Genomic DNA, 25,434 nt, shown 5'->3' on the forward strand with positions numbered 1-25,434 from the left:
GAAGCACTTCCTTCCGCGCAGGACCCGCAAGCGCCGCCCGGAGCCGCTGGTCAAGGTCCGCATCGACCCACCGAAGCTCCCGAAAATACGGCTCCTGCCGCGCCGGGCACCACGCCCCCGCCGCCCCGACCCCCTGGCCGAAGTCCGCGTCGACCCACCCAAGCTGCCCCGCATACGGATACGCCGCCCACGCCTGACCCCGTTCCGCGACCGCAACCCCGTGGTGATCGGAGCCGTCGGCCTCACCATCCTCGGGCTGCTGACCGTGGCCGCGTTCAACGCCGACAGCCTGCCGCTGATCGGCGGCGGCGAGACGTACAGCGCGGCCTTCTCGGAGGCGGGCGGCCTCAAGCCCGGCGACGAGGTGCGGATCGCCGGCGTCAAGGTCGGCAAGGTCGAGGACGTCGATCTGGACGGTGATCACGTCAGGGTCACCTTCAAGATCAAGGACGATCCGGGGTTCGGTACCGAGACCGGCGCCTCGATCCGGGTCAAGACGATCCTCGGCGCGAAGTACCTCGCGCTGCACCCCAAGGGACCGGGACAGCTGAGGCCCGGCAGTGAGATACCGCTGAAGAGGACGGTTCCGGCGTACGACGTCGTGCAGGCGTTCAGCGATCTCACCACGACGACGGAGAAGGTCGACACCGACCGGTTGGCGAAGGCCCTGGACACCATCTCCACCACCTTCCAGGACTCGCCCGCCGAGGTACGGGCGTCCATCAAGGGCCTGTCGAAGCTCTCCCGGACGGTCGCCTCGCGCGACAAGGCGCTGGGTGAACTCCTCGACCACGCGAACGGAGTCACGGGCGTGCTGGCCGAGCACTCCGAGGACTTCTCCGCGCTGGTCAAGGACGGCGACAAGCTGTTCAAGGAGATCAGCCTGCGGCGCGAGGCGATCCACAAGCTGCTGAAGAGCTCGGCCGTGCTCGGCATCGAGCTCTCCGGCCTGGTCGCGGACAACGAAAAGGAGATCGGGCCCGCGCTCAAGGGCCTGAACCGCGTGGTGCAGATGCTCGAACGGAATCAGTCCAGCCTCGACCGGAGCGTCAAGCTGCTCGCGCCGTACGTCCGGGTCTTCACCAACGCCGTCGGCAACGGCCGCTGGTTCGACAGCTACGTCCAGAACCTGGTCGCCGCTCCGGTGGTGCCGCGGACGGGAGGCGCGCAGTGAAGAACCTGAAGAGGCGCGTGGCCGTGGTCACCGCCCTCGCCCTCGCCGTCGCGCTCACCTACGTGCTGTGGCCGCGCTCCGAGTCCGTGCACGTCACCGCGTACTTCCCGCGCACCGTCGGCATCTACCCCGGCTCGGACGTCCGCGTCCTCGGCGTCCGGATCGGCGAGGTCGAGAAGATCACGCCGGAGGGCGACCGGGTGCGGGTGGAGCTGGCGTACGACGAAGGCCGCAAGGTCCCGGCGGACGCGAAGGCCGCGATCATCAACTCCTCGGTGGTCAGCGACCGTTACCTGCAGCTGCTGCCCGTGTACCGAAAGGGCCCGGTGCTGCAAAACGGCGCCGTCATCCCCGAGACGCGGACCGCCGTGCCGGTCGAGCTGGACCGCATCTTCGACAGTCTGCACACGACAGCCGACGCGCTCGGCCCCGAGGGCGCCAACAAGGACGGCTCGCTGTCGCGGCTTCTCGGGGTGAGCGCGGACAACCTCGACGGCCAGGGCGAGAACCTCAACCAGACGGTCGAGGACCTCTCGCAGGCCGTCACCACGCTGTCCGACGGCCGCAAGGACCTCTTCGGCACGGTCAGGAATCTGCAGGTGTTCACGGCGGCGCTGGCCGCCGACGACAAGAGCGTGCGGTCGTTCAACACCAGCCTCGCCGAGGTCGCCGGGCAGCTCGCGGGCGAGCGCGAGGACCTCGCGGACGCGCTGCGGAACCTGGGGACGGCGCTCGGCGACGTGTCGGACTTCGTGAAGAACAACAAGAAATCGCTGACCTCGAACGTGCAGGGCCTGAGCAAGGTGACCAAGGTGCTCGTCACCCAACGGGCCGCACTGGACGAGTTGTTGGCGGTCGCTCCCACGGGCCTGTCGAACCTGAACAACGCGTACAACCCGTCCGCGGGCACCCTCGACACCCGCAACAACGCCCAGCAGGCGCAGGATCCGGCCTCGCTGCTGTGCTCCGTGCTGAAGACGACCGGCGACGAGGGCGGCAAGAACCCCGACTGCGAGGAGCTGAGGGACCTCTTCGACTCCCTGCCGAAGGTGCCTCAGGGTTCCGCGGTGACAGGAACGGTCGACCGGACACTCGGCGGAATTCTGGGGGCGAGCGCATGAGCGCACTGCGCGGAGTCGGGGCCCTCGCGTGGGCCGCGGTCGGAGCACTGCTGCTGTCCGGGTGCGAGTTCAACGGTTGGTACGACGTCCAGCTGCCCGGTGGAGCCGCCGCGGACGGCCACGCGTACCACGTCACCGTCGAGTTCCGCGACGTCCTCGACCTGGTGCCGCAGTCGGCGGTGAAGGTCAACAACGTCACCGTGGGCGCGGTCGAGAAGGTGCAGCTGGACGGCTGGCACGCGCGCGTACGGCTGCGGGTCGCCGACTCGGTGAAGCTGCCCGCCAACGCGGTCGCGGAGCTGCGGCAGACCAGCATGCTCGGCGAGAAGTACGTCGCGCTCTCCGCCCCGTCCGGCACGGCCCCCGTGGGCCGGCTCGGCGACGGCGACCGTGTCCCGCTGTCCCGCAGCGGCCGCAACCCGGAGATCGAGGAGGTGCTGTCCGCGCTGTCGGCGCTGCTCAACGGTGGCGGGGTGGCCCAGCTCAAGACGATCACCGTGGAGCTGAACAAGGCTCTGAACGGCCGGGAGAACCGGGTCAGGTCGCTGCTCAAGGAGCTGAACACGTTCATCGGCGGTCTGGACGACCAGCGCAAGGACATCGTCCGCGCCCTCAAGGCCGTCGACCGGCTCGCAGGGCGGCTCGGGAAGGAGAAGAAGACGATCGCCCAGGCCGTCGATGCGATGCCGCCCGCGCTGAAGGTCCTTGCCGACCAGCGACGCGATCTGACAAAGATGCTCACCGCCCTGTCGAAACTGGGCAAGACGGGCACCAAGGTGGTCACGGCCTCGCACGACGACACGGTCGCGAACCTCAAACAGCTGCGGCCGATCCTGCAGCAGCTGAACACGGCGGGGGACGATCTACCCAACTCCCTGGAACTGCTGACCACTTACCCGTTCCCGCGCAACGCGTTGGACGCCGTCAGGGGTGACTACGTCAACCTCGACATCACAGCCGACCTCGATCTGTCCGACCTGTACGGGAACTTGACGGGCGGGTCCGGCAAGTCCGGGGAGGGGAACGGCGATTCCAAGCAGCCCGAGGCCCCCGATATACCCGACCTCCCGGACCTGCCGGCCGTCCCGACCCCCACCGCGCTGCCCAGCACACCGAGCCTGCCGTCGTCCCCCTCGGTGCCGTCGGCCCCGTCGGGCGGCGGCGGTCCGTTGTGCCCGCCGGTGTGCACCAGCAGCTACACCGCCCGAGGAGAGCTGCCCGAGGGGATCGACCTCGCGCTCGCAGAGCTGATGCTGAAGGGGGTTCAGTCGTGATCACACGTACGGTCAAGGCCCAGTTGCTCGCCTTCGCCACCGTCACCGCCGTCGGGGTCTCGTACGTCGGCGCCGAGTACACGGGCCTGGTGGACGACGTCCTGGGCGGCGGCTACACCGTGCGGGCGGACTTCGCCGACTCCGGGGGCATCTTCCCCGGCGCCGAGGTCACCTACCGCGGGGTGCCGGTGGGCCGCGTCGGCGCGCTGCGGCTGACCGGCTCCGACGGCGTCTCGGTCACCCTCGACATCAAGGACGGCGCGCCGCGCATCCCGGCGGACACCCTGGCCGTCGTGGCGAACCGCTCGGCGGTGGGCGAGCAATACGTAGATCTGCAGCCGCGAACTTCGCATGGCCCGTATCTCCTCGACGGCAGCGCCATCCCGCGCGGCAGCACCCGCGTGCCGCTGGCAACGACGGACTTGGTTCTCAGCCTGGACGGACTGGTGAACTCCGTCGGCAAGGACGATCTACGCATCACCGTCGACGAGCTGGGCAAGGCATTCTCGGGCACCGGGCCGAACCTGAGCCGGCTGGTGGACTCGGGCAACGCGCTCGTGGAATCGGCCTCCGAGTCACTCCCCCAGACGATCTCGCTGATCGAGGACTCGCGAAAGGTCCTCAGGACACAGGCCGACCAGGGCTCGTCCATCAAGTCGTTCGCGCACGACCTGGCAGCGCTCAGCGCACAGCTGAAATCGAGCGACGGGGACCTGCGCAAACTGATCGGCAACGCGACGCCGGCCGCGCAACAGGTGAACTCTCTGCTGAGATCCACCGGCCCACGGCTGTCGGTCCTGCTGGCCAACCTGATCAGCGGCGGCCAGGTCACGCTGGCCCGCCTGCCCGGCGTGGAGCAGTCCCTGGTCACCTTCCCGGCGCTGGTCGCGGGCAGCTACACGGTCGTCCCGGGCGACGGCACCACCCACTTCGGCCTGGTAGTGAACGCCGACGACCCGCCGGCGTGCACCCAGGGATACGGGACAACACGGCGTGATCCCTCGGACACCAGCACGCGCGAGGCGAACACCGACGCACGCTGCACCGCCCCGCGCGGAAGCAAGACGTCGGTGCGGGGCGCACAGAACGCCCCCGGCACGTCGACCACGTCCGGCGGTGCGAACCAGGCGGCGTACGTCACGCCGTACGACCCGGAGACCGGCACCACAACCGGCCCGGACGGAAGGCCCGTCGAGATCGGCTCGACGGGCGGTCAACAGGCGGTGTTCGGAGGGGAGTCGTGGCAATGGCTGCTAGTCGGACCGATGGCATGAGCAGGACCATGAGAGGTGCCCTGTCGGGCAGAGGGACGGGCAGAGCCTGGTCGGTGGGGCTGGTCGTGGCGACCGTCCTCACCACCGCGCTGACGATCTGGCTGAGCTTCGGGCTCTACAACCAGCGCGAGGCGGAGCAGCGGCGCCAGGACCTCCTGGCCGCGGCCCGCCAGTCGGCGCTGAACTTCACCTCGCTCGACTACCGGCACTACGACCGGGACAGCGCGAACGTCCTCGAGAGCGCCACCGGCGACTTCAAGAAGCAGTTCGCCGCGCAGACGGAGGAGCTGACGCAGCTGGTCGCCCAGAACAAGTCGGTCTCCGAGGGCCAGGTTCTGGAGGCGGGCATCGTCCGGTCCGACGAGCACTCGGCCCGCGTCCTGGTGGTCGCCGACAGCAGGGTGACCAACATCGCCGCGCCCAAGGGCGAGGCGCGCACCTATCGGCTGCAGCTCGACCTGGTGCACCGGGACGGCCGCTGGCTGACCTCCGACGTGGAGTTCGTCGGCTGACGCGCGGTCGGCTGACCGCGCCCCGACCGCCGCACGCCCCATGAGGACTTGAGGAGCAAGACCGTGACGAAGACGACCACCCGAAGCCGCGGCTCCGGTTCCGGATCCGGCACCGGCACCGGCACCGGCACCGGGCGCACCATGACCGCAGCCGCCCGCGCGGCGGCCAAGCGCGCGGAGCGCGGCCACCGCGAACCGGACCCGGCGGCCACCGACAAGGAAACCCCGGGGCGGCCGGAGGCGCCGGAAGCCGGACGCACCGTGCTCATCGAGCCCAAGGACGAGAACGGCTGGGACGACCCGCCCGAGCCCTCGCCGGAGTCCTTCGAGGAGGACGCGCCGCAGCAGGAGGGCGAACCCGGCGGCCCCGCCGCGCCAACGCGGCACGGTCGGCGGCGCCTGCTCACCACGACCCTGTGCGTCCTGCTCGTGGCGGGCCTGGTCGCGGCCGCCTTGCTCGGATGGCGGTACCGGGAGGGGGCGCGGGCCGAACAGGCCCGGGGACAGGCGCTCGCGGCCGCGCGGCAGGCGGCGCCCGTCGTGCTGTCGTACGACTACCGTCACCTGAACCGCGACTTCGCCGCGGCCCGCGCCCGGCTCACTGGCCACTTCCGCGACGAGTACAGGAAGACCACCACGGCGGTGGTCGGCCCGACGGCCAGGAAATACCACGGGGTGGTGAAGGCGACGGTGGCGGCTCCCGCCGGCGGCTCCCCGGCAGCCTCCGTGATCTCGGCCTCGGCGGACCGCGCCGTCGTCCTCCTCTTCGTCAACCAGGTGACCACGAGCACCCAGGTCTCGGGCTCCCGCGTGGACCTGAACCGGGTGCGGATGACGCTGACCCGTACGTCCGACGGCTGGAGGGTGAGCGCGGTCGACGCGCTCTGACATCCGTATCCTCCGGCCCGCGGAGGACAGCCGAGTCGGACTGGTGTTCCAGTCGATCACCTGCATCTGGTCGATCTGCGTCGCGACGACCGCGCCTATCGCCGGCGCGTCATCGAGCAACGGGCTCTGAGCTGATCTCAGGGACTTTCAGTGCTGCCTGGGGGACTTTCGAGGGTCTTTTCGCCACCTGACGCGGCAAACCGCTGAAAGATCGGAAAGGGCATCCGGCGCAGGTCAGAGGCCCTTTACCAGGCAAATCCGCAGGTGGCGGCAGACGAGTCGGGCTGTACGCCGGGTTCTGTCGCCCGACTGCCTCGCGGCGGTCGGGGAGACGGCCATCCATCTAGGACCGGCGTTGCCGCCGGTCTCGTGCGGTCTACCCGGGGACTCGGGCGGGCAGCCCTCGAACGTCCCCGCAGGAGCCCTTTCCTATCCTTGGCAGGAACTCCCTTTTGACCTTGCTCCGGGTGGGGTTTACCTAGCTGCTCAGGTCGCCCTGGGCACTGGTGGTCTCTTACACCACCGTTTCACCCTTACCGAGGACCGAAGTCCCCGGCGGTTTGTTTTCTGTGGCACTTTCCCGCGGGTCACCCCGGGTGGCCGTTAGCCATCACCCTGCCCTGTGGAGCCCGGACGTTCCTCGGGAAGCCCTCCAAGAGGGGACTTCACGCGGCCGTCCGCCCGGCTCGTCTGCCGTGTCGACCATGTTACCGGGCGCGCGCCCCGCCTCTGTCCGGCCGGGGCCCCGCCCGCGGCCTCGCCCCTCGGGGGACCCGGCGCCGGGGAAGTGGCGGCCCCGGACGCGGTCGCCAGTACCGAGCCCGCCAGGATCAGGGTGAAGGCCACGACGATGGTCGCCGTCAGTGGCTCGGACAGGAAGATCGCGCCCGCTGCCACCGCTACCGCCGGGTTGACGTACGTGAAGACGGTTGCCCTCGTCGGGCCCGCCTCCTTGATCAGCTCCAGGAAGGCCACGAAGGCGACCGCCGTGCAGACCACGCCCAGGGTGGCCAGCGCAGCCAGGACCGAGGCGGAGGGCATCGCCGACGGCCAGGTCATCGCCGCCGCCGGGGCGTAGACCAGGGCCGCGAGGGCCAGGCAGGGGGCGATGAGCTGGAGGGTGGGGACAGCCTTGAGGTAGCGCGCGGCGATCAAGGGGGCCGTTGCGTAGCCGATCACCGTTATCAGCACCTCGGCCAGGGAGCGGGCGTCACCGCCGGTCAGGTGCGGGACCGTGAGGACTCCTACGCCGGCCAGGCCCAGGCCGAGCCCGACGACGCGCCGCACTCCCAGCCTCTCCGTCTCGCCGAAGAAGCGGGCCAGGGCCACTCCGACGATCGGGACGCCCGCGATCAGCAGGCCCGCTGTCGAGCTGGACAGGTGGCGTTCCGCGTCGGTCAGGGTCCACCAGGGGCCGATGATCTCGATGCACGCGAAGGCCAGCATCGGGCGCCAGTGGGTTCGCACGGTGGCGGGCAGGCCGCCCTGCCGTATCGCGAAGGGCAGGAGCAGGGCCGCGCCCAGCGCGCAGCGCGTGAACACCACCATCGACGGGGACAGCGGGGCGTCCACCGCCACCTTGATCAGCAGGTAGGGGATGCCCCAGACCACTCCCATCAGGGAGAACAGGAACCAGCCGCGTGCAGTCATGCGGCCATCCTCGGCGCGTCAGCGGCCCGCGTCTTGAACGCTGTTGCGGTATGCCGCCGGAGTCACCCCGAGCACCCTGCGGAACCAGCGCGTCAGGTGTGCCTGGTCCGCGAAGCCCACCAGGCCCGCAACCTCGGCCGGCTTCAGGCCGGACTCCAGTAGTCCGCGGGCTCGGTGTACCCGGTGCTGCGCCAGCCAGGCGTACGGGGGTATCCCCATCGTCGTACGGAAGGCTCGGAGGAGTTGGTAGCGGGACAGGCCCAGAGCGGTGGCGAGTTCGGCGAGGGAGGGGGGTTCCAGGAGGTCGTCGGCCAGGCGGTCCCGTACCGCGTGGGCGATGTGGGCGGCGCCCGCCACCCTGTCGTCCGTCGCACGGGCCGTGGAGTGGCGGCGGGTGAGGGCCGTCAGCAGCCATGGGAGGCGGGACTCCGTCTCCAGCGGGTCGGGGCAGACGCTCAGTTCGGCGTGGGCGCGACTGAAGGCGGTGGCGAGTTCGGGGTCGTCCAGGAGGGGTTCGCGGAAGTACGGGAGGCCGCCGCCGAGGGTGCCTTCGGTGAGGAGGGAGGGGGCGGGGTACAGGGCGCGGTAGGCGTAGCCGCCGTCAGGGGCGGCGGGGCGGCCTGTGTGCATTTCGCCTGGGGCCAGTACGACGATGGAGCCCGGGCCTGGGCGGAGGTGGTCGCCCCGGTAGTCGATGACCTCGGCGCCGCCGACGCAGATGCCGATGCTGAACTGCTCGTGCGTGTGCGCGGCGTAGACGTGGCGGTCGAAGCGGGCGGTCAGCAGGTCCAGTGCGGGGCCGCAACGGCCCAGCCGCGCCCTTGTCCACAGTGCCTGTTCCGCCACGGTCCGTCCCCCTGTCCGTCTTGCTCAGAGGGTGCAACGCCGTGGCAGTCAGAGAAAGTCCGCGGTCTCCAGGTCGAAGGCGAACGGTTCGGGGAGAGTGACTGGCTTGCCGAAGGGCCGGGTGCAGTGTCCGCGGTAGTCGTCCTTCTCCGGGTCGCCGAACAGCGTGACCGAGGCTGCGTCTCGGTCGACCAGAAGGTAGAGGGGAATGCCGCCGCGTGCGTAGCAGCGGCGCTTGGCCTCACGGTCTGCCTGGGGCTTCGTGGACGTCACTTCCAAGACCATGGCGACACCGTTGCAGCGCATCCAGGATCCGGCATGCGCGAAAAGGTCGAGGTCAAGGGGCGCGAACGTGACATCCGGAACCACGTGGTTCTTCGGACAGGCCTCGCCGCTCTTCAGTAGGAGACCCTTGTTCCCGGAGAAGTCCATTTCCGTCCGGGACTGTTTGATCACTTGTCGCACGAGCCTGCTGATGTACTTCTCGTGCTCCCCGTCCGGCGGCGGCGTCACAACGATCTCCCCCTCGATCAGCTCCGCCCGGAAACCCTCCGGGGTGTCCAGGGCGAGAAAGCCCTCCAGCAGGACCTCTTCCTGCGTGAGCGGCTCGTGGGCCATGGCAGTCATGTCACGCCCCTCCTTCTGTCGCTCGCCAGACTGGGACATCGGAAGATCACCTGCCCGAGAGATCGGGAACCGTTCCCTCGATCGTGGCACATGAGGATGGGCAACGTCAGTCACCGAGCCCCCCGCCCCTCACCTACCGGCCTTCGGTCAAGCGGGCGCGAACCGCACCTTCGAGGTTCCCGGATCCGACTGAACGACCTTCACCCTGAGGCGTTCACCCAGAGACAGCGACAGATCCGCCCCGTCGATCCGGCCCATGACCGCCGGCGTCTCCAGCTGCACGGTCCCCACCGTCGGTCGGTCTTCGTCGACGTCCACCACACAGCCGTCGAACACCTCCCCCACCCGGTCCTTCAGCAGGGCCGCCTCGACGAGGTCGACGCACTCCCGTTCCGCCTTGGCAGCGAGCCGACCGCCTTCGGTCATCTCGCGAGGCAGCGCCTCGAAAGCCGCGAGCACCCACTCCGGCACCGGCTCCCCCGCCACCGCGGCCAGGCAGATCTCCGACGCGTACCGGTCGATGAGGCGCCGCAGCGGGGCCGTGCAGTGGGCGTAGGGGGCGGCGACCGCCGCGTGGGTGGTGAGGGAGGGCAGGATGCCGTCGCGGAAGACCGTGTAGCCGGCGCCGCGCAGCAGGGTCGTGCACTCCTGGAGGAAGGCCGCGTGGTGGGGGATCCGCGGGTCCAGGGAACGCACCAGCGCCGCGTACGACACATGGTGCGGCCAGTCGATGTGCAGGGCGTGAGCGGTGCGGCGCAATCGTCCCACCGCGCCGTCCGGTGCGGCGGGCAGGGTGCGGAGCACTCCCGTGCCGTGTCCGAGCATCAGGTCCGCCGCCGCCATGCCCGTGAGCAGGGAGATCTGGGCGTTCCAGCCGTCGGCGGGCAGCGGGGCGCGGTACGACAGTTCGTACGTGCCGTCCCGCTCGGCAATCTCCTGCTCGGGGATCCGCAGGGAGATCCCGCCGCGCTCGACCTCCAGCCGTTCCCGCAACTCGCCGACGACGCGAAGCAACTCCAGCGGCTCCTCGGCCGTGCCGGAGTCGATCGCTCGCTGCACGCCCTCGTAATCGAGCTTGGCACGGCTGCGGACCAGGGCCCGGCGGACGTCGGCCGCGGTCGTACGGCCTTCCGCGTCGAGGTCGATCGTCCACAGCGCGGCCGGGCGGACCTGGTCCGGGAGGAGGCTCGCGGCGCCCTCGCTCAGCACCGGCGGGTGGAGCGGAATGCGGGTGTCCGGGAAGTACAGGGTCATCACCCGCCGGTGCGCCTCCGCGTCGAGGAGGCCGCCCGGGACGACGAAGGCGGCGACGTCGGCGATGGCGTACCGGAGGCGGTAGCCGGTGCCCCGCCGGGAGAGGTGCATGGCCTGGTCGAGGTCGGTGGAGGCGGGCGGGTCGATGGTGAAGAGGGGGAGGTCGGTGGCGTCCTCGTACCCCTTCGGCACAGCCGCCCTTTGCGCTTCCGCCGTCACTTCGGGCGGGAAGTCCGACGGCACGTCGAGTTCGGTGCGCAGGGCGGCGAAGGCGGTCCGGAGCGAGGCGTCGGTCACGCGGATGCGACGGCGAGGCATACAGCGAGGGTAAGCAGATCGGGCCCCGTACGCTGTCCGGAGCTCAAACAGAAGGAGACGTTCCGTGCTTGTCCTGCTGCCTCCCTCCGAAGGCAAGGCGTCCTCCGGTCGTGGCGCCCCGCTGAAGCTGGAGTCGCTGTCGTTGCCGGGGCTCAACGAGGGCCGTGAGGCGGTGCTCGACGCACTCGTCGAGCTGTGCGCCGGCGACGAGCAGAAGGCGCGGGAAGTACTGGGGCTGAGCGAGGGGCTGGCCGGCGAGGTCGCGAAGAACGTCGAGCTGAGGACCGCTGGGGCGCGGCCCGCCGGGGAGATCTACACGGGTGTGCTCTACGACGCCCTCGACCTGGCTTCCCTCGACGCGGCCGCGAAGAGGCGTGCGGGGCGTTCGCTGCTCGTGTTCTCGGGGCTGTGGGGAGCGGTCCGGGTGACGGACCGGATTCCGTCGTACCGCTGCTCGATGGGGGTGAAGCTGCCGGGGCTCGGGGCGCTGGGTGCGCACTGGCGCAAGCCGATGGCCTCCGTGCTCACCGAGGCCGCCGGGAACGGACTCGTGCTCGATCTGCGGTCCTCCGCCTACGCGGCCGCGTGGAAGCCGAAGGGTGAGGTCGCGAGGCGGACGGCGAGCGTACGGGTGCTGCACGCGCCGACACGGAAGGTCGTCAGCCACTTCAACAAGGCGACCAAGGGGCGGATGGTGCGGAGTCTGCTGGCGGCGGGGGTCTCACCGAAGGGGCCGGCCGAGCTGGTCGAGGTGCTGCGGGAGCTGGGGTACGAGGTGGAGGCCGAGGCGCCCGCCAAGGCGGGGGCGGCCTGGACGCTGGATGTGCTGGTGGACGAGGTTCACTGAGCCTCCCCGAACCATTGATTGCAGCATGTGCAACGACCTTTGCGCATGCTGCACACCGCGGGCAGGATGACGCCATGGCCCCCTCGCTCCTGGACCTCGCCCCCGTCGTGCCCGTCGTCGTCATCGAGGACGCCTCCGACGCCGTGCCGCTCGCCCGGGCCCTTGTCGCCGGCGGGCTGTCCGCGATCGAGGTGACCCTGCGGACGCCCGTCGCGCTCGACGCGATCCGGGCGATCGCCGGAGAGGTGCCGGAGGCCGTGGTCGGGGCCGGGACCGTCATCACGCCGGAGCAGGTGAGGGAGTCGGTGGAGGCCGGTGCGCGCTTTCTCGTCAGCCCGGGCTGGACGGACGTACTCCTGGAGGCGATGCGGGAGTCCGGGGTGCCGTTCCTGCCGGGGGTGTCGACGACCTCGGAGGTCGTGGCGCTGCTGGAGCGGGGGGTGCGGGAGATGAAGTTCTTCCCGGCCGAGGCCGCCGGCGGGACGGCGTATCTGAAGTCCCTGTCGGGGCCGTTGCCGCAGGCGCGGTTCTGTCCCACGGGAGGGATCGGGGCCGAGAACGCCCCCGAGTACCTGTCGCTGCCCAACGTCGGTTGCGTGGGCGGGACTTGGATGCTCCCGGCGGATGCGATCGCCGCGCGGGACTGGGCACGGGTCGAGAAGCTGGCCCGCGCGGCGACGGGGCTAAGGACGCAGGTGTGACGTGTCGTTCAGGAGCCGTACGCTCGCGTTGCCGTCGGCGTAGTACGCGACCACCGACATGGACGCAGCCGAGAGTTCCATGCGGAACAGGGACTCGGGAGGGGCGCCCAGCGCGAGGCGTACGAACATCTTGATCGGGGTGACGTGGGTGACGAGCAGGACCGTACGGCCCGCGTAGGCGGCGACGAGCTTGTCCCTGGTCGCCGCGATCCGCGTCGCCGTGGCCGCGAAGCTCTCGCCGCCGCCGGTGGGTTCGGCCTCCGGGTCGGACAGCCAGGTGGTGAGGTCGTCCGGGTAGCGCTCGCGCACCTCGCCGAAGGTGAGGCCCTCCCAGGCGCCGAAGTCGGTCTCGATCAGGCCGTCCTCGACGGTGACCTCGAGACCGAGCCGGTCGGCCACGGTCTCGGCGGTCTGCCGGGTACGGGTCAGAGGCGAGGCGAGGATGTGCTGGATCGTGCCTCGGCGGGCCAGGGCGGTCGCTGCGTGTTCTGCCTGCTCCCTGCCGACCTCAGAGAGGGAGGGATCCGTACCGCCGCTCCCCGAGAACCGCTTCTGGGGCGTGAGCGGGGTCTCCCCGTGCCGAAGGAGTACGAAGGTGGCGGGCGCACCCATGTCGGCCGGGGCCCAGCCGGGGCTTGCCACGGCCTTGGCGGCACGCACGTCGGCCTCGGCCTTTGCGGAAGACAGCTTCTTCACCGAACTAGCCGACGCCCGCGAGTCCATCGCCTCGTTCGCCAGCCGGTCCGCGTGCTTGTTCTGCTCTCTCGGGATCCACTCGTACGTCACCCGCTCCGGCGGAAACGCCCTCCCCGCCTCCAGAGCGAGCGGCTTCATGTCGGGGTGCTTGATCTTCCAGCGCCCCGACATCTGCTCGACGACCAGTTTGGAATCCATGCGCACGTGGACGCGGGCCGAGGGATCGAGGTCGTGTGCGGCACGCAGGCCCGCCAGGAGTCCCCGGTACTCGGCGACGTTGTTGGTGACGATGCCGAGGTATTCGTACGTCTCGACCAGCGTCTCCCCCGTCGCCGCGTCCCGCACCACGGAGCCGTAGCCGGCCGGCCCGGGGTTGCCCCGCGAGCCGCCGTCCGCCTCGACGATGAACTCCCGCACGCCGACGACCGCCTACAGACCCGACTCGGACGTGCGGACGAGGATGCGGCGGCAGTTCTCGCAGCGCACCACGGTGTCCGGCGCGGCCGCGCGGATCTCGTTGATGTCGGTGATGGCGAGCTCCTGGCGGCAGCCCTGGCAGGTGCGCTGGTACAGCTTGGCCGCACCGATGCCGCCCTGCTGCGCGCGGAGCTTGTCGTAGAGCTTGAGCAGGTCGGCGGGGACGGAGGCCGCGATGACCTCGCGCTCCTTGGTCGCGGAGGCGATGTCGCCGTCGAGCGTCTGGAGGGCCGCGTCCCGGCGGGCGGTGGCGTCCTCGATCTTCGACTGGACGGAGGCGACCCGCTCGGTCAGCTCGGCCACCCGCTCCTGGGCGGACTCCAGGCGCTCCATGACCTCCAGGACGACGTCCTCGAGGTCGCCCTGGCGCTTGGCGAGGGAGGTGATCTCGCGCTGGAGGTTCTCCAGGTCCTTGGGCGAGGTCGCGGCCCCGGAGTCCAGGCGCTGCTGGTCGCGGGCGGCGCGCTGGCGCACCTGGTCCACGTCCTGCTCGGCCTTGGTCTGCTCACGGGCGGTGTCGCTCGCCTCGGTCTGCGCGGCCACGAGCAGGTCGCGCAGCTGGGTGGCGTCCTTGGTGAGCGACTCGATCTCGGCGTGCTCGGGCAGTGAGCGGCGCTTGTGGGCGAGCTGCTGGAGGCGGACGTCGAGGTCCTGGACGTCGAGGAGTCGGATCTGGTCGGCGGGCGCGGCGTTCAGTTGGGGGCTCCAGGTGAAGGGGAGTGGCTGGTCCAGGGGTCGGTGACCGTCTTGGAGACGTGCACGCGCAGGTTCCAGCCGTGGCGGTCGGAGATCTCGTCGAGCTGGGCGGCGGCCAGCTCGCACCAGGGCCACTCGGTGGCCCAGTGCGCCGCGTCGAGCAGCGCGAGAGGAGTGTGGGCGCGGGCCTCGGAGACGGGGTGGTGGCGCAGGTCCGCGGTGAGGAAGGCGTCGACGCCGGCCGCGCGGACCTGGTCGAAGAGGCTGTCGCCGGAGCCGCCGCTGACGGCGACCGTGCGGACGGTGGCCTCGGGGTCGCCGGCGACGCGGATGCCCTGGGCGGTGGCCGGCAGGCGTGCGGCGGCTCGCTCGGCGAGCTCGCGGACGGTCGTCGGGGGGTCCAGCTCGCACACGCGGCCCAGCCCCCGGCGCCCTTCCGGGTCCGTCGGGTCCGGCACCAGCGGCCCTACGACACGGAGGTCGAGCGCGCCCGCGAGCGCGTCCGAGACGCCCGGGTCGGCGGTGTCCGCGTTGGTGTGGGCCACGTGCAGCGCGATGTCGTTCTTGATGAGGGTGTGGACGACCCGGCCCTTGAAGTGCGAGGCCGCCACGGTGGTCGTACCGCGCAGGTAGAGGGGGTGGTGGGTGACCAGCAGGTCCGCGCCCAGCTTCACCGCCTCGTCGACGATCTCCTGGACCGGGTCGACGGCGAAGAGAACCCGCGTGACCTCCTGGTCGGGTTCGCCCACGACGGTGCCGACCGCGTCCCAGGACTCGGCCCGCTCGGCGGGCCACAGGTTCTCCAGCGCGGCGATGACTTCAGACAGACGGGGCACGGGGAAAGGCTACCTGCCTGGTCTGTCCCGCTGAACCCGCGCTGCCCACGGCTGTCCCGCTCAGCACAGTCGCCCCGGTTTCCTCAGGCGAATCGTTCCTGGGCCATCCCTTTGTGTGAAGCGGCGGCCCGCCCGTCCCACGACTGTGCGTGCGAAAACTAGTTTCGTCGCCGGAGGTGACCGGACGATGACGGCCTGTGCCATCGAACCTGCGGCGGCGAACGAGGAGAACGCCGAGCACGCGGACGGGGAGATCCCGCGGACGGAGGACGCGATCACCGAGGACGGGCAGACACCGCGGAGCGGGAACGACCGGCAGACACCGCGGAGCTGGAGCGACGCGCAGACACCGGGAACCGGGAACGACGCGCAGACGCCGGAGACCGGGAACAGGGCGACACCCCGGACCGGGAACGGGGAGACCCCGCGGGCGGGGTGTGTGATCACCGTCGACGGCTCCTATGCGGCCCGTCTCGCCGGGCACGGCGACTCCTGGTTCCCGGAGCGCTGGACCCTGGACGGCCCCGAGCCCTACGCGGTGCCGCTGCCCGGCAACCAGCCCGAGGAGCCCGGCACCGAGGTGCAGCCGATGGGCGACGGACGGGTGCTGATCAGGCGGTTCGCGGACCGGCGGCACACCTTCTCCCTGCTCTACCCGACCGGGCCGCAGACCGGCGAGCTGCCAATGGGCGCGGTCGAGTGCCCGGACGCGGGGACGGTCCTACGGCTGCTGCCGCCGGCGCCGGGCGGTGAGAAGGCGTACGCCCTCGCCGTGGGCCCGCACTCCAGTGCGGTGTGGCTGGTGGCGGGCGGTGCCTTCGGGCCGGAGCACCTCGCGGAGGTCCCGGGGCGCTGCTCGGGCGGGGTGTGGCTGGACCGGGCCGGACGGATGCTGGCCCTGGACCGGGAGGCCGGCGGGCGGACCAAGGCTGTCGTGGTCGATCTGGAGCGGGGCGGGGAGGTGTCGCCGCTGCTGCAGATCGCCGACGGCAGCGACGACCGGTTGCTGCTGGCCGACCCGGACAGCGGGCTGCTGCTGATCTCCTCGGACGCGCCGTCGCCGGGGTGCGCGCGGCTGGGCTGGGGGGTGCTGGGCAGCACGCTGCCGGTGCGCTTCCCGGAGTGCCTGCGGGTGCCGGGCTGCGCGGTGACGCCGTTCGCGATCCAGCCGGGGCAGGTGCTGATGCCGGAGAGCTGCGGGGTGGCGCTGCGCGTCGACGGCTCGATGGGCAGCTGGCTGGGCGTGTGGCGGCCCGCCGCACGGCAGGTCCTGCATCTTCCGGCGCCCGAGGGGTGGTTGGCGGGTGCCGGGCTGTGGACCGAGGACGGGGAGCTGCTCCTGCCGTACGCCACGCCGGCCGCGCCGTGCGGGGTGGCGCGGTGGGCGGCGGCATCGGGGAACGGGGCCCTCACCGGGGATACGGAGGGCCCGGGGGGAACGGGGGACGCGGGGAGAACGGGGGAAGCGGGGGCGGGGGGCGCGGGCCCGGAGGATCCGGAGGGCGGTGGTGGCGACGGCAGCAGTGGCCGTGGCGGTGGTAGCGATACAGCCACGCAGTCGCCCGAACCGGGTCCTCCGGAGCCCGTCATGGCACGCCCTGTGCCCCTGCAGCAAGCCCCGTTGGGCAGTCTTGTAACGAAGTAGTGCCGGTTGGTCCGGCCGCCTGGATTCGCCCTGTGGTGTGCCGGTTAAACTCCCCCCGCTGTAAGAAAGATCATGTTGACGGGGTGAATTACTTCCATGAGCGACGCCAGCAGGAACCAGTCGACCGCCGACGTCCAGGAGTCCACGGGCCACGGTAGGCACCGGGGTCCGGTCTCGGTCCAGGACAGCGACACGGCCCCCCGCGGCCGTCACCGCAAGTCGGTCGAGCAGACCGAGGCCGCGGCCTGAGGTCGGACGACGACACACGGCCCTGTTTCCTTACGGGAGACAGGGCCGTTGCGCGTCTACTCCCTTTTGAGTCCCAGCACTTCGGCCGCCGCGAAGGTCTCCCCCGCCGGCCTGCGCGCGTAGTGGGGGGTGAGCAGGGCGTCCAGTTCGTCGTAGGTGAAGGTGTCCTGTTTGCTGTCGAACTTCGCCTGCACCCGCGGTCGTTCGACGATGGTGACCATCCCCCCGTGGACGACGAGCAGCTGGCCGTTGACGCGCTCGGCGGCGGGCGAGGCCAAGTAGCCGACGAGGGGGGCGACATGCTCGGGGGCGAGGGGGTCGAGTCCCGACTCGGGTCGCTCGAAGCCGGCGCCCGAGAAGACGTCCTCGGTCATCCGGGTGCGGGCGCGCGGGCAGATGGCGTTGGTGGTGACGCCGTACTTGGCGAGGGCGAGGGCCGTCGAGGTGGTGAGTCCGACGATCCCGCCTTTGGCCGCCGCGTAGTTGGGCTGTCCGGCGGACCCGGCGAGGAACGCCTCCGAGGAGGTGTTCACGATACGGCCGTACACCGGCCCGCCCGCCGCCTTGGACCGCTCGCGCCAGTGCGCGGACGCGAACCGGGTCGTGTTGAAGTGGCCCTTGAGGTGGACCCGGATCACCGCGTCCCACTCGCCCTCGGTCATGGAGAAGATCATGCGGTCGCGCAGGATGCCCGCGTTGTTGACGAGGATGTCGAGCTTGCCGAACTCCTCGATCGTCAACTCCACGAGCTGTCGCGCCTGTTGGTGGTCGGCCACGTCCCCGGTGTGGGCGACGGCCTGTCCGCCCGCGGCCCGGATCTCCTCGGCGACCTGCTCGGCGGGGCCCGCGGAGGCCTCGCCGGAACCGTCCCGGCCGGGCTGTCCGAAGTCGTTGACGACCACGGCCGCGCCGAGCCGGGCGAGCTCCAGCGCCTCGGCGCGGCCAAGACCCCGGCCGGCGCCGGTGACGATCGCCGCGAGCCCGTCGAGTGGCAGTGGCAGGGTCATCGCGGGCCCTCAGATCTCGATGCACGTACGGAGTGAGGTCCCCGAGCGCATCTGGTCCAGCGCCTCGTTGACCTCGCTCAGCGGCACCCGGTGGGTGATCAGGCCGTCCAGGTCGACGCGGCCGGCCCGCCACAGGGCGATGGTCCGCTCGTAGGAGCGCAGGACGTCCCCGCCGCCGTACAGGGACGGCAGGATGCGCTTCTCGTCGAAGAACAGCTCGAACATGTTGAGCTGCAGGTTGTCGTCCATGGCGCCCGCGCCGACGATCACGAGGGTGCCGCCGCGCCGGGTGGTCTCGTACGCCGTCCTGGCCGTCGCGGACTTGCCGACGACTTCGAAGACGTAGTCGAAGCCCTCGCCCGCGGTCACCTGCTGCTTGGCGTCGGCCAGTTCGCCCGGGGAGACGGCCCGGGTGGCGCCGAACTTCAGGGCGGCCTCGCGGCGGGAGGCGACCGGGTCGACGGCGACGATCTCCGCGGCGCCCTTGAGGCGGGCGCCCTGGACGGCGGAGATGCCGACGCCGCCGCAGCCGATGACGGCGACCGAGGAACCGGCTTCCACGTCCGCGGTGTTGAGCGCGGCGCCGAGCCCGGTGGTGACCCCGCAGCCGATGAGCGCCGCGATGTCGAAGGGCACGTCGTCGGGGATCGGCACCGCGCAGCCCGCGTCGACGACGACCTCCTCGGTGAAGGTGCCGGTGCCCGCGAAGCCGAACACATCGCCGCCGGGGCGCCGGAAGTTGGGGGTGCCCGCGTTCATGAAGCCGGCCAGGCACAGTTCGGTCTGGCCCCGCTTGCAGGCGGGACAGATACCGCAGGCCGGCAACCAGCAGACGACGACCCGGTCGCCCGCCTTCAAGTGGCTGACGCCTTCCCCGACTTCGACGATCTCTCCCGCGCCTTCGTGTCCGGGCACGAACGGCGCCGGCTGCGGGAGGACCCCGGCCATCGCGGACAGGTCCGAGTGGCACAGGCCGGTGGCCCGGATCCGGATCCGCACCCTGCCGGGTCCGAAGCCCACCGCCTCGACGTCATCGAGGACTTCGAGCTTTTCCTGGCCGATCTCGTGCAGTACGGCTGCGCGCATGGTGCGGGCTCCCCTCGTACGGCGTTCTGGGTTCAGGAGTGTTCTCAGTGGTCGACGACGGTGTCGGCGAGGACGGGCGCGTCGTCGCGCTCCACGGCGGTGACGGCGACCCGGGTGGACCGCGGGGTGTGCCACATACGGATCCGCAGGGTCTCCCCCGGGTACACGACCCCGGCGAACCGGGTGACGTACGACCGCACCCGGGTCACGTCCCCGCCGAGCAGCGTGTCGACGACCGCCTTGAGCGTGATGCCGTAGGTGCACAGCCCGTGCAGGATGGGCCGCTCGAACCCGGCGACCTTGGCGAACTCCGGGTCGGCGTGCAGCGGGTTCCAGTCGCCGGACAGGCGGTAGAGCAGGGCCTGGTCCTCGCGGACGGGACGTTCCACGGTCCGGTCGGGTTCGCCGGTGGGGGGTTCCAGGCGTGCGGAGGGCCCCCGGTCGCCGCCCCAGCCGCCCTCTCCCCGTACGAAGATCTGGGCGTCGTTGGTCCACAACGGGCCCTCGGTGTCGGCGACTTCGGTCCGCAGGACCAGGACGGCCGCCTTGCCCTTGTCGTACACGGCGGCGATGCGGTGGGTGGCGGTCGCGGTGCCCTGGGCGGGGAGCGGGCGGTGGACGATCAGTGACTGGCCGCCGTGCAGGACCTTGGCGAGGTCGACGTCGATGCCGGGCATGGACAGTCCGCTGATCACTCCCGGCGATCCCGAGCCCGCCACCGTGGCGAAGCTCGGCAGGACGTGCAGCCGGGATTCGAGGGTGTAGCGCAGTTCGTCGGGGTCGGTGGCGGGGCTGGGTTTGCCGGGATGCGAGCCCGCCCCGATGCCGAGGTGGTAGAGCTGGACGTCCTTGGTGTTCCAGGAGATCTCGCCGATCCGGGGTTCGGCGGCGAGGGCCTTGGCTGCGTCGATGGGCATACGGCTCCTGACAGGGGCTCGGTCAAGACCTCGATCAAGACCTCGGTACGGCCGTCCGCACCGTCGGCCGCACCGAGGTCGTCGCGGGCCGATCTAGAACGCGTTCCAGTCCGGCGCCCTCTGTATAGCCGAGCCCACCGCACTTGTGAAGGCTCCTGACGGTGTGTCAGGTGTGGGGCCTGGTGGGCTGCCCCGGGTTCCGGCGCCGTGACATTTGTACTGCCCAAGTCCGTACACGCACACCTGCCGGGCGGACTCCGCGATCCGTAGCGTCTTGGGTATGACAACAGGAGACACGAGCGGGTTCGGGGGAACGGTCATGGTCTGGTCGCGCAAGCTCTCGCGCCGCGTCGGCGAGGTCCGCGAGCAGGTCCGCGAGGCGCGGAGGCACCAGCGGGACTGGAAGGCGAACAAGGCACGCTGCAAGGCCGAGTACAAGGCCGCGCAGGAGGCCGGAGAGGTTCACACGAAGGCGGGCCTGGGCAGCGGGTTCGGTCTGCTGCCGTGGCTGCTGCTGGGGATGGGCGCCTTCTCCAACCTCTTCCAGGGCGAGGCCGCGAACCCCTGGATCGGCGGCCTGGGGCTGCTCACGTTCAACTCGCTCTACATCTACGTCGCCTTCCGCGCCTTCCACAAGGAGACCCGGGAGGCGGTCTCCACCCGGGTCGCCCTGGTGCTGATGGGACTGGTCACCTGCGGTCTGGCGATGGGGTACGGCGGCAACTGGCTGCTGTTCTTCCCCCTGCTCGGGCTCGCCACGGGCGCGGTCGTGCGGCTGCCGCACCTGCGGTGGGTGGGAGCGGTCGTGACGGTGGTCGCCGGCGCGGCCTCCGTCTTCCGCGACGGCTGGGGCGGCCTCGACACCGCGTACGCCACCTGGATCTCCACGATGGTGACGGCCGCGATCCTGTCCCTGTCCGAAGCGGTACGGCAGTTGCGGGAGGCCCGCGAGGAACTGGCCCGGCGTGCGGTCGAGGAGGAGCGGCTGCGGTTCTCGCGCGATCTGCATGATCTGCTGGGGCACACGCTGTCGGTGATCGTGGTGAAGTCGGAGGCGGCCCGGCGCCTGGCCCCCCGCGATCTGGACGCGGCGCTCGTCCAGGTCTGCGACATCGAGTCGGTCGGCCGCCAGGCGCTCACCGAGATCCGTGAGGCGGTGACCGGCTACCGCGAGGGCAGCCTCAGCACGGATCTCGACCGGGCCGCCTCGGCTCTGCGCGCCGCGGGCATCGAGCCCGTCGTCCACCGTTCCGGTCACCCGCTCACCGCCCAGACCGAGGCCCTGCTGGGCTGGGTGGTCCGCGAGGCGGTGACCAACGCGGTCCGGCACAGCGGGGCGGAGCGCTGCGAGATCTCCGTGCGGGGCTCGGCGGAACGGGTGCTGCTGAGCATCCGGGACGACGGCCCGAGGGCGGCGGCCACGGGGCCGAGCGTGGGTGAGCGCGCCGCCCCTGAGGACGCCGGCACCATGCATGACCCGATCATCGGCGGCACCGGTCTCAAGGGGCTCACCGAGCGCCTGGCGGCGGCCGGTGGATGGTTGGAGGCCGGGCCGGGACCACGGGGAGGGTTCGTGGTGCGGGCCGAGTTGCCGGTCGGGCTGCCGGTCGAATCGGTGGAACCGGCGCGAGCCGATGAGCCTGCGGGCGCGGGGGCGGGGGCCGCCGGTGGGTCCCGGATCGGTGACGCGGCCCGGTGACGCGGCACCGGGCCGCCGACTCCTCGTTTCCCCTGTGCACTCCACTCTTCAGTTCTCAAGGATCCGGCGCGCCGTCCCCCTACTCTGGGGCCGTGAACGAGATGCCCCGGGACCACCGGCCCGCCAAGTCCATCCGCGTGCTGCTCGCCGAGGACCAGGGGATGATGCGTGGGGCGCTCGCGCTGCTGCTCGGCATGGAACCGGACATCCAGGTCGTGGCCCAGGTCGCGGCGGGGGACGCGATCGTGGACGCGGCCCTCACGCACCGCCCCGACGTGGCGCTGCTCGACATCGAGCTGCCGGGGATGAGCGGTCTGGACGCCGCCGCCGAACTGCGCGACCAGGCGCCGGACTGCCGGGTGTTGATCCTGACCACCTTCGGAAGGCCGGGTTATCTGCGCCGGGCCATGGAGGCGGGTGCCGCCGGTTTCCTCGTCAAGGACGGTCCCGTCGAGGAGTTGGCCGCCTCGATCCGCCGGGTGCTGACCGGCGAGACCGTGATCGACCCCGCCCTCGCCGCGGCCGCCCTCAGCGCCGGCCCGAACCCTCTCACCGCCCGCGAGTGCGATGCCCTCAGGGCCTCCACGGACGGCGCGACGGTGGCCGACATCGCCGACAGGCTCCACCTGTCCGAGTCCACCGTCCGCAACTACCTCTCCTCGGCGATCGGCAAGACCGGCACCCGCAACCGGATGGAGGCGGTACGGGCGGCCCGGCAGCAGGGGTGGCTGTGAGCCCGGCCGCTCCCTACTCGACCACCTCCGCCGTCTTGTACTCGGTGCCCTTGGGTGCCAGGCACACGAACCAGTTGTAGGGGGAGCCCGCCGCCGACCGGATCGCCGGGACGTCGGCGCCCGTACCGGAGCCGGCCTTCTCCACCACTGTCGCCGTGTCGTTCGTCCAGGCGCAGATGACGCGCTGGGCGGTCTTGGCGACATAGCCGATGACGAGGCGGACGTCCTTCGTGTCGCCGCGTTCCAGAGGGAGGGAGCCGGACATGAGATCCGTGCCGGTGAGGGTGTCCGTCCTGGCGACCGTGTTCTCCATGACCTTGGTCGTCCGGCCGCCGTAGTCGCGATAGACGAAGTAGGTGATCTTGCCGATCAGATCCGAGGCCTTGTGGGCATCCGGCGGGGTCTCACCTCGCAGCGCCATGGCGGCAAGCTGGGAATCGGCCTGTCGCTCGTCACGCGGGGCCGGCCACATGTCGAGCAGAACCCGCCACTTGGTGCCCTGGTCGGTACCGGTCGCCAGGGTGGTGCGCAGAACCCTGGACGGATCGGCGTCGGCCGAAGCGGACGGCCGGCTCGCCACCTGCCCGCCGTCCCCGCCCGGCAGCCCCGCCACCGCGAGCGTCGCCGAGGAGCCCGCGAGGACCAGTGCCGTGGCCGCGGCCACCGCCCAGCGTCGGGCCCGGCGCCTGCGGCCACCGCGGAGTACCGCCTGGTAGGGGGCTATGCCGATCTCCACCTCGTCGGTGGCGTCGGCCAGCAGGAGGGCGATGTCGCTGTCGCTCATGTCGTGGCTCTTCTCCCGGTCCGCGCTCATCACTTCCGCCCTCCCTGGGTCGCCATGTCGGCCAGTGCGGGTATGGCGCGAAGTTTCGCGATCCCCTTGGCCGCGTTGCTCTTCACCGAGCCGACCGAGCAGCCCATCGCCTCGGCCGTCTGTGTCTCGGTGAGGTCCTCCCAGTACCGCAGGACCACCGCCTCCCGCTGCCGCGGCGGCAGTTGGGCCAGCGCCGTCAGCAGGGCGCCGCGGTCGTCGGCCTGGGCGATGCGGTCACCGGTGTCGGCGACCTCGCGCACCAGGCCGAAGTCGTCCCCCCGTGCCAGGAACTCCCTGAGTTTCCTGCGGTGCTTGCGTGCGTGCGCGTTGATCATCACGCGCCGTACATACGCCTCCGGATCGTCCGCCGAGCCGACCCTGCGCCAGGCCACATAGGCCCGTTCCAGGGTCGACTGGACCAGGTCCTCCGCGGCGTGCTGCTCCCCCGTGAGGAGAAATGCCGTCCGCATCAGCCGTGGCCAGCGGCCGATGACAAAGCTCTGGAACTCCTCGTCCCGAGCCTGTTTCCGATCCCCCATGGGCACCTCCTAGATGTCTGAAGGAGTCCATGGGCGGCCCGGACCGTTGCCTCAGTTCGCGGAGATCTTTCTCGGCAGCCACGCCAGCATCAGCACCACCCCGCCGAGCAGCACCCCCGTCCCCACCCGGAACGCCAGCGCGTACCCCTCCGTCAGCGCCTGCGGCGAACCCGCTCCCCCCGTCCGTGCCGCCGCCAGCGTCGACAGGACGGCGAGCCCCAGCGAGCCCCCCATCGTGCGCGAGGTGTTGACCAGGCCCGACACCAGCCCGGCCTCCCCCGGCGCCGCCCCCGACGTGGCCAGCGAGGCGAGCGGCGTCGTGGCGAGACCGGCGCCCAGCATCATCAGGATCCCGGGGCACATGATCGCGGTCACATAGGCGCCGTCCGCGGTCATCGTCGACTGCCAGGCGAACCCGGCGACCGCGACCGCCGTACCGAGCACCGCCACCCACCGCGCCCCGAGCCGGCGCATGAAGCTCGGGGCGAGTTTCGAGCCGACCACGATGGCCAGCGAGGTCGGGATCAGTGCGGCTCCGGCGGCCAGGGGCGAATAGCCGAGGGCGTTCTGGGCGTACAGCGTCATGAAGTACCACATGGAGAACATCGCGGAGCCGCTCAGGAACATCGCCGCGTTCGCCGAGGCCACCGCTCGCACCCTGAGCAGTCCGAGCGGCATCAGCGGGGCGGCCGTACGGGACTCGACGACGAGGAAGCCCCCTACCAGCGCGAGTCCGGCGGCCAGCGGGACCACGGTCGCTGCCGCCGTCCATCCCTCGGCCTCGGTCTGCGAGATGCCGTACGCCAGTACCGCCAGCCCCCCGGTGATCAGCAGCGCTCCCGGCAGGTCGAGGCGTCGCCCGTCGCCGCTGCGGCTCTCGGTCAGCCACAGCAGCGAGCCCAGCAGGACCAGCGCGCCGACGGGCACGTTGATCAGCAGCACCCAGCGCCAGGACAGGGTGTCCACCAGGAGTCCGCCGACGAATCCGCCCGCGGCTCCGCCCCCCGCGCCCACGGCCGTCCAGGTGGCGATGGCCCGGGCCCGCGCGGCCCCCTCCGGGACGGCCGAGGTGACGATGGTCAGCGTCGCGGGAGCCAGCACCGCCGCGCCCAGGCCCTGCACGGCCCGCGCGATCAGCAGCTGGGCGTCCCCCTGGGCCAGCCCGCCGGCCAGCGAGGCCACGGTGAACAGCCCGAGCCCGACCAGGAACATCCGCTTGCGGCCGTAGAGGTCGCCGGCCCGGCCGCCGAGGAGCATGAACCCGGCGAAGGCGATCGAGTAGGCGTTCACGACCCACTGGAGTCCGGATTCGCTCATGCCCAGGTCGGCGCGCATGGACGGCAGCGCCACATTGACCACCGACACGTCGAGCACGACGAGGAACTGGCCCGCGCACGCCAGCGCCACCACCAGCCAGGCGGGCGGGGCCGACCGGGGACGGCGGGGTCTGCGGGCGACTTCAGCGGCTTCGAGCATGGCCGTCATGCTCTCAACCCGGCCTCCACTTCCCCAAGAGAATATAAAGAAATCGTTAGTACGCCGAAGCATCGGAA

General features: G+C 71.2%; 24 protein-coding genes, 1 other RNA gene and 1 pseudogene. 12 read left to right on the forward strand and 14 right to left on the reverse strand.

The window, feature by feature from the left end; all coding sequences use genetic code 11:
- Positions 1–193: 193 nt before the first annotated feature.
- The 6 genes from ACGFWE_RS10940 (at position 194) to ACGFWE_RS10965 (ending at position 6,243) form a co-directional block, all read left to right on the forward strand.
- Complete coding sequence (locus ACGFWE_RS10940; RefSeq protein WP_393600189.1) at positions 194–1,174, forward strand: MCE family protein; 981 nt, start codon at positions 194–196, stop codon at positions 1,172–1,174.
- Complete coding sequence (locus ACGFWE_RS10945; RefSeq protein WP_393599400.1) at positions 1,171–2,295, forward strand: MCE family protein; 1,125 nt, start codon at positions 1,171–1,173, stop codon at positions 2,293–2,295. Before ACGFWE_RS10940 ends, ACGFWE_RS10945 begins: the two co-directional genes overlap by 4 nt.
- The gene (locus ACGFWE_RS10950; RefSeq protein WP_393599402.1) at positions 2,292–3,569 is read left to right on the forward strand and encodes an MCE family protein; all 1,278 of its coding nucleotides are present in this window, start codon (positions 2,292–2,294) and stop codon (positions 3,567–3,569) included. The genes ACGFWE_RS10945 and ACGFWE_RS10950 overlap by 4 nt, the downstream gene beginning before the upstream one ends.
- Positions 3,566–4,843: an MCE family protein gene (locus ACGFWE_RS10955; protein WP_393599404.1), complete on the forward strand. Its 1,278-nt coding sequence runs from the start codon at positions 3,566–3,568 to the stop codon at positions 4,841–4,843. Before ACGFWE_RS10950 ends, ACGFWE_RS10955 begins: the two co-directional genes overlap by 4 nt.
- Positions 4,844–4,851: 8 nt before the next feature.
- The gene (locus ACGFWE_RS10960; RefSeq protein ID WP_329242172.1) at positions 4,852–5,355 is read left to right on the forward strand and encodes a hypothetical protein; all 504 of its coding nucleotides are present in this window, start codon (positions 4,852–4,854) and stop codon (positions 5,353–5,355) included.
- Positions 5,356–5,418: 63 nt separating this feature from the next.
- Entirely contained in the window at positions 5,419–6,243 is an 825-nt protein-coding gene (locus ACGFWE_RS10965; RefSeq protein WP_393599406.1) for a hypothetical protein, read from the forward strand.
- A 271-nt stretch (positions 6,244–6,514) separates the two neighbouring features.
- Here ACGFWE_RS10965 and rnpB read toward each other — a convergent pair.
- The 5 genes and pseudogenes from rnpB to ACGFWE_RS10990 all read right to left on the reverse strand — a co-directional run bounded on the left by rnpB (position 6,515) and on the right by ACGFWE_RS10990 (position 10,938).
- Positions 6,515–6,932: RNase P RNA component class A (gene rnpB, locus ACGFWE_RS10970), an RNA gene on the reverse strand.
- Between the two features lie 178 nt (positions 6,933–7,110).
- Positions 7,111–7,893: pseudogene (locus tag ACGFWE_RS10975) on the reverse strand (DMT family transporter); the annotation flags it as partial.
- 18 nt (positions 7,894–7,911) lie between these two features.
- Positions 7,912–8,739, reverse strand: coding sequence for a helix-turn-helix domain-containing protein (locus tag ACGFWE_RS10980; protein ID WP_393599408.1), 828 nt, complete (start codon positions 8,737–8,739; stop codon positions 7,912–7,914).
- A gap of 48 nt (positions 8,740–8,787) precedes the next feature.
- Positions 8,788–9,366: a Uma2 family endonuclease gene (locus ACGFWE_RS10985; RefSeq protein WP_393599410.1), complete on the reverse strand. Its 579-nt coding sequence runs from the start codon at positions 9,364–9,366 to the stop codon at positions 8,788–8,790.
- Between the two features lie 147 nt (positions 9,367–9,513).
- Positions 9,514–10,938, reverse strand: coding sequence for an RNB domain-containing ribonuclease (locus tag ACGFWE_RS10990; RefSeq protein WP_393599412.1), 1,425 nt, complete (start codon positions 10,936–10,938; stop codon positions 9,514–9,516).
- A gap of 64 nt (positions 10,939–11,002) precedes the next feature.
- Between ACGFWE_RS10990 and yaaA the strand changes: the two genes are divergently transcribed.
- Both yaaA and ACGFWE_RS11000 read left to right on the forward strand, forming a co-directional pair.
- A complete protein-coding gene (gene yaaA, locus ACGFWE_RS10995) occupies positions 11,003–11,785 on the forward strand; it encodes a peroxide stress protein YaaA (protein ID WP_393599414.1) in 783 nt (260 codons plus the stop codon).
- A gap of 74 nt (positions 11,786–11,859) precedes the next feature.
- Positions 11,860–12,486 carry a bifunctional 4-hydroxy-2-oxoglutarate aldolase/2-dehydro-3-deoxy-phosphogluconate aldolase gene (locus tag ACGFWE_RS11000; protein ID WP_393599416.1) on the forward strand — a complete coding sequence of 209 codons (627 nt, stop codon included), beginning with the start codon at positions 11,860–11,862 and terminating at the stop codon, positions 12,484–12,486.
- On the opposite strand, the gene ACGFWE_RS11005 is transcribed toward ACGFWE_RS11000, so the two are convergent.
- The 3 genes from ACGFWE_RS11005 to ACGFWE_RS11015 are packed head-to-tail and all read right to left on the reverse strand — an operon-like array spanning position 12,469 to position 15,191.
- On the reverse strand, positions 12,469–13,599 hold the full coding sequence (locus tag ACGFWE_RS11005; RefSeq protein WP_393599418.1) for a bifunctional RNase H/acid phosphatase: 1,131 nt from the start codon (positions 13,597–13,599) through the stop codon (positions 12,469–12,471). The genes ACGFWE_RS11000 and ACGFWE_RS11005 overlap by 18 nt on opposite strands.
- 12 nt (positions 13,600–13,611) lie before the next feature.
- The gene (locus ACGFWE_RS11010; protein ID WP_352384323.1) at positions 13,612–14,355 is read right to left on the reverse strand and encodes a C4-type zinc ribbon domain-containing protein; all 744 of its coding nucleotides are present in this window, start codon (positions 14,353–14,355) and stop codon (positions 13,612–13,614) included.
- Entirely contained in the window at positions 14,352–15,191 is an 840-nt protein-coding gene (locus ACGFWE_RS11015; RefSeq protein ID WP_393599420.1) for a Nif3-like dinuclear metal center hexameric protein, read from the reverse strand. Before ACGFWE_RS11015 ends, ACGFWE_RS11010 begins: the two co-directional genes overlap by 4 nt.
- Before the next feature lie 187 nt (positions 15,192–15,378).
- Between ACGFWE_RS11015 and ACGFWE_RS11020 the strand changes: the two genes are divergently transcribed.
- Together ACGFWE_RS11020 and ACGFWE_RS11025 are read left to right on the forward strand one after the other, a co-directional pair.
- Complete coding sequence (locus ACGFWE_RS11020; RefSeq protein WP_393599421.1) at positions 15,379–16,836, forward strand: hypothetical protein; 1,458 nt, start codon at positions 15,379–15,381, stop codon at positions 16,834–16,836.
- A gap of 96 nt (positions 16,837–16,932) precedes the next feature.
- Positions 16,933–17,085 (forward strand): hypothetical protein, encoded by a 153-nt coding sequence (locus ACGFWE_RS11025; RefSeq protein WP_352383280.1) that lies wholly within the window; start codon positions 16,933–16,935, stop codon positions 17,083–17,085.
- Positions 17,086–17,141: 56 nt separating this feature from the next.
- Here ACGFWE_RS11025 and ACGFWE_RS11030 read toward each other — a convergent pair whose 3' ends face one another.
- From ACGFWE_RS11030 to ACGFWE_RS11040, 3 genes are read right to left on the reverse strand one after another with little or no spacing between them, the layout of a single operon-like run.
- Complete coding sequence (locus tag ACGFWE_RS11030) at positions 17,142–18,086, reverse strand: 3-oxoacyl-ACP reductase (RefSeq protein ID WP_352384325.1); 945 nt, start codon at positions 18,084–18,086, stop codon at positions 17,142–17,144.
- 15 nt (positions 18,087–18,101) lie between these two features.
- Complete coding sequence (locus tag ACGFWE_RS11035) at positions 18,102–19,178, reverse strand: Zn-dependent alcohol dehydrogenase (protein ID WP_393599423.1); 1,077 nt, start codon at positions 19,176–19,178, stop codon at positions 18,102–18,104.
- A 44-nt stretch (positions 19,179–19,222) separates the two neighbouring features.
- Entirely contained in the window at positions 19,223–20,095 is an 873-nt protein-coding gene (locus ACGFWE_RS11040) for a MaoC/PaaZ C-terminal domain-containing protein (RefSeq protein ID WP_393599425.1), read from the reverse strand.
- Positions 20,096–20,414: 319 nt separating this feature from the next.
- Between ACGFWE_RS11040 and ACGFWE_RS11045 the strand changes: the two genes are divergently transcribed.
- Together ACGFWE_RS11045 and ACGFWE_RS11050 are read left to right on the forward strand one after the other, a co-directional pair.
- A complete protein-coding gene (locus tag ACGFWE_RS11045) occupies positions 20,415–21,794 on the forward strand; it encodes a sensor histidine kinase (RefSeq protein WP_393600190.1) in 1,380 nt (459 codons plus the stop codon).
- A 101-nt stretch (positions 21,795–21,895) separates the two neighbouring features.
- Positions 21,896–22,528 (forward strand): response regulator transcription factor, encoded by a 633-nt coding sequence (locus ACGFWE_RS11050; RefSeq protein ID WP_352384329.1) that lies wholly within the window; start codon positions 21,896–21,898, stop codon positions 22,526–22,528.
- Between the two features lie 13 nt (positions 22,529–22,541).
- Here the strand turns inward: ACGFWE_RS11050 and ACGFWE_RS11055 are convergent, their stop codons facing one another.
- Genes ACGFWE_RS11055 through ACGFWE_RS11065 form a run of 3 tightly spaced genes read right to left on the reverse strand, consistent with a single transcriptional unit; the run spans position 22,542 to position 25,366 of the window.
- Positions 22,542–23,342: a hypothetical protein gene (locus ACGFWE_RS11055; protein ID WP_352383286.1), complete on the reverse strand. Its 801-nt coding sequence runs from the start codon at positions 23,340–23,342 to the stop codon at positions 22,542–22,544.
- Positions 23,342–23,881, reverse strand: a complete 540-nt coding sequence (locus tag ACGFWE_RS11060) for a SigE family RNA polymerase sigma factor (protein ID WP_352383288.1) — start codon at positions 23,879–23,881, stop codon at positions 23,342–23,344. The genes ACGFWE_RS11055 and ACGFWE_RS11060 overlap by 1 nt, the downstream gene beginning before the upstream one ends.
- 51 nt (positions 23,882–23,932) lie before the next feature.
- Positions 23,933–25,366, reverse strand: a complete 1,434-nt coding sequence (locus ACGFWE_RS11065; protein WP_352383290.1) for an MFS transporter — start codon at positions 25,364–25,366, stop codon at positions 23,933–23,935.
- Between the last annotated feature and the right edge of the window lie 68 nt (positions 25,367–25,434).

Source organism: Streptomyces sp. NPDC048523, assembly GCF_043199815.1.
Taxonomy (GTDB): Bacteria; Actinomycetota; Actinomycetes; order Streptomycetales; family Streptomycetaceae; genus Streptomyces.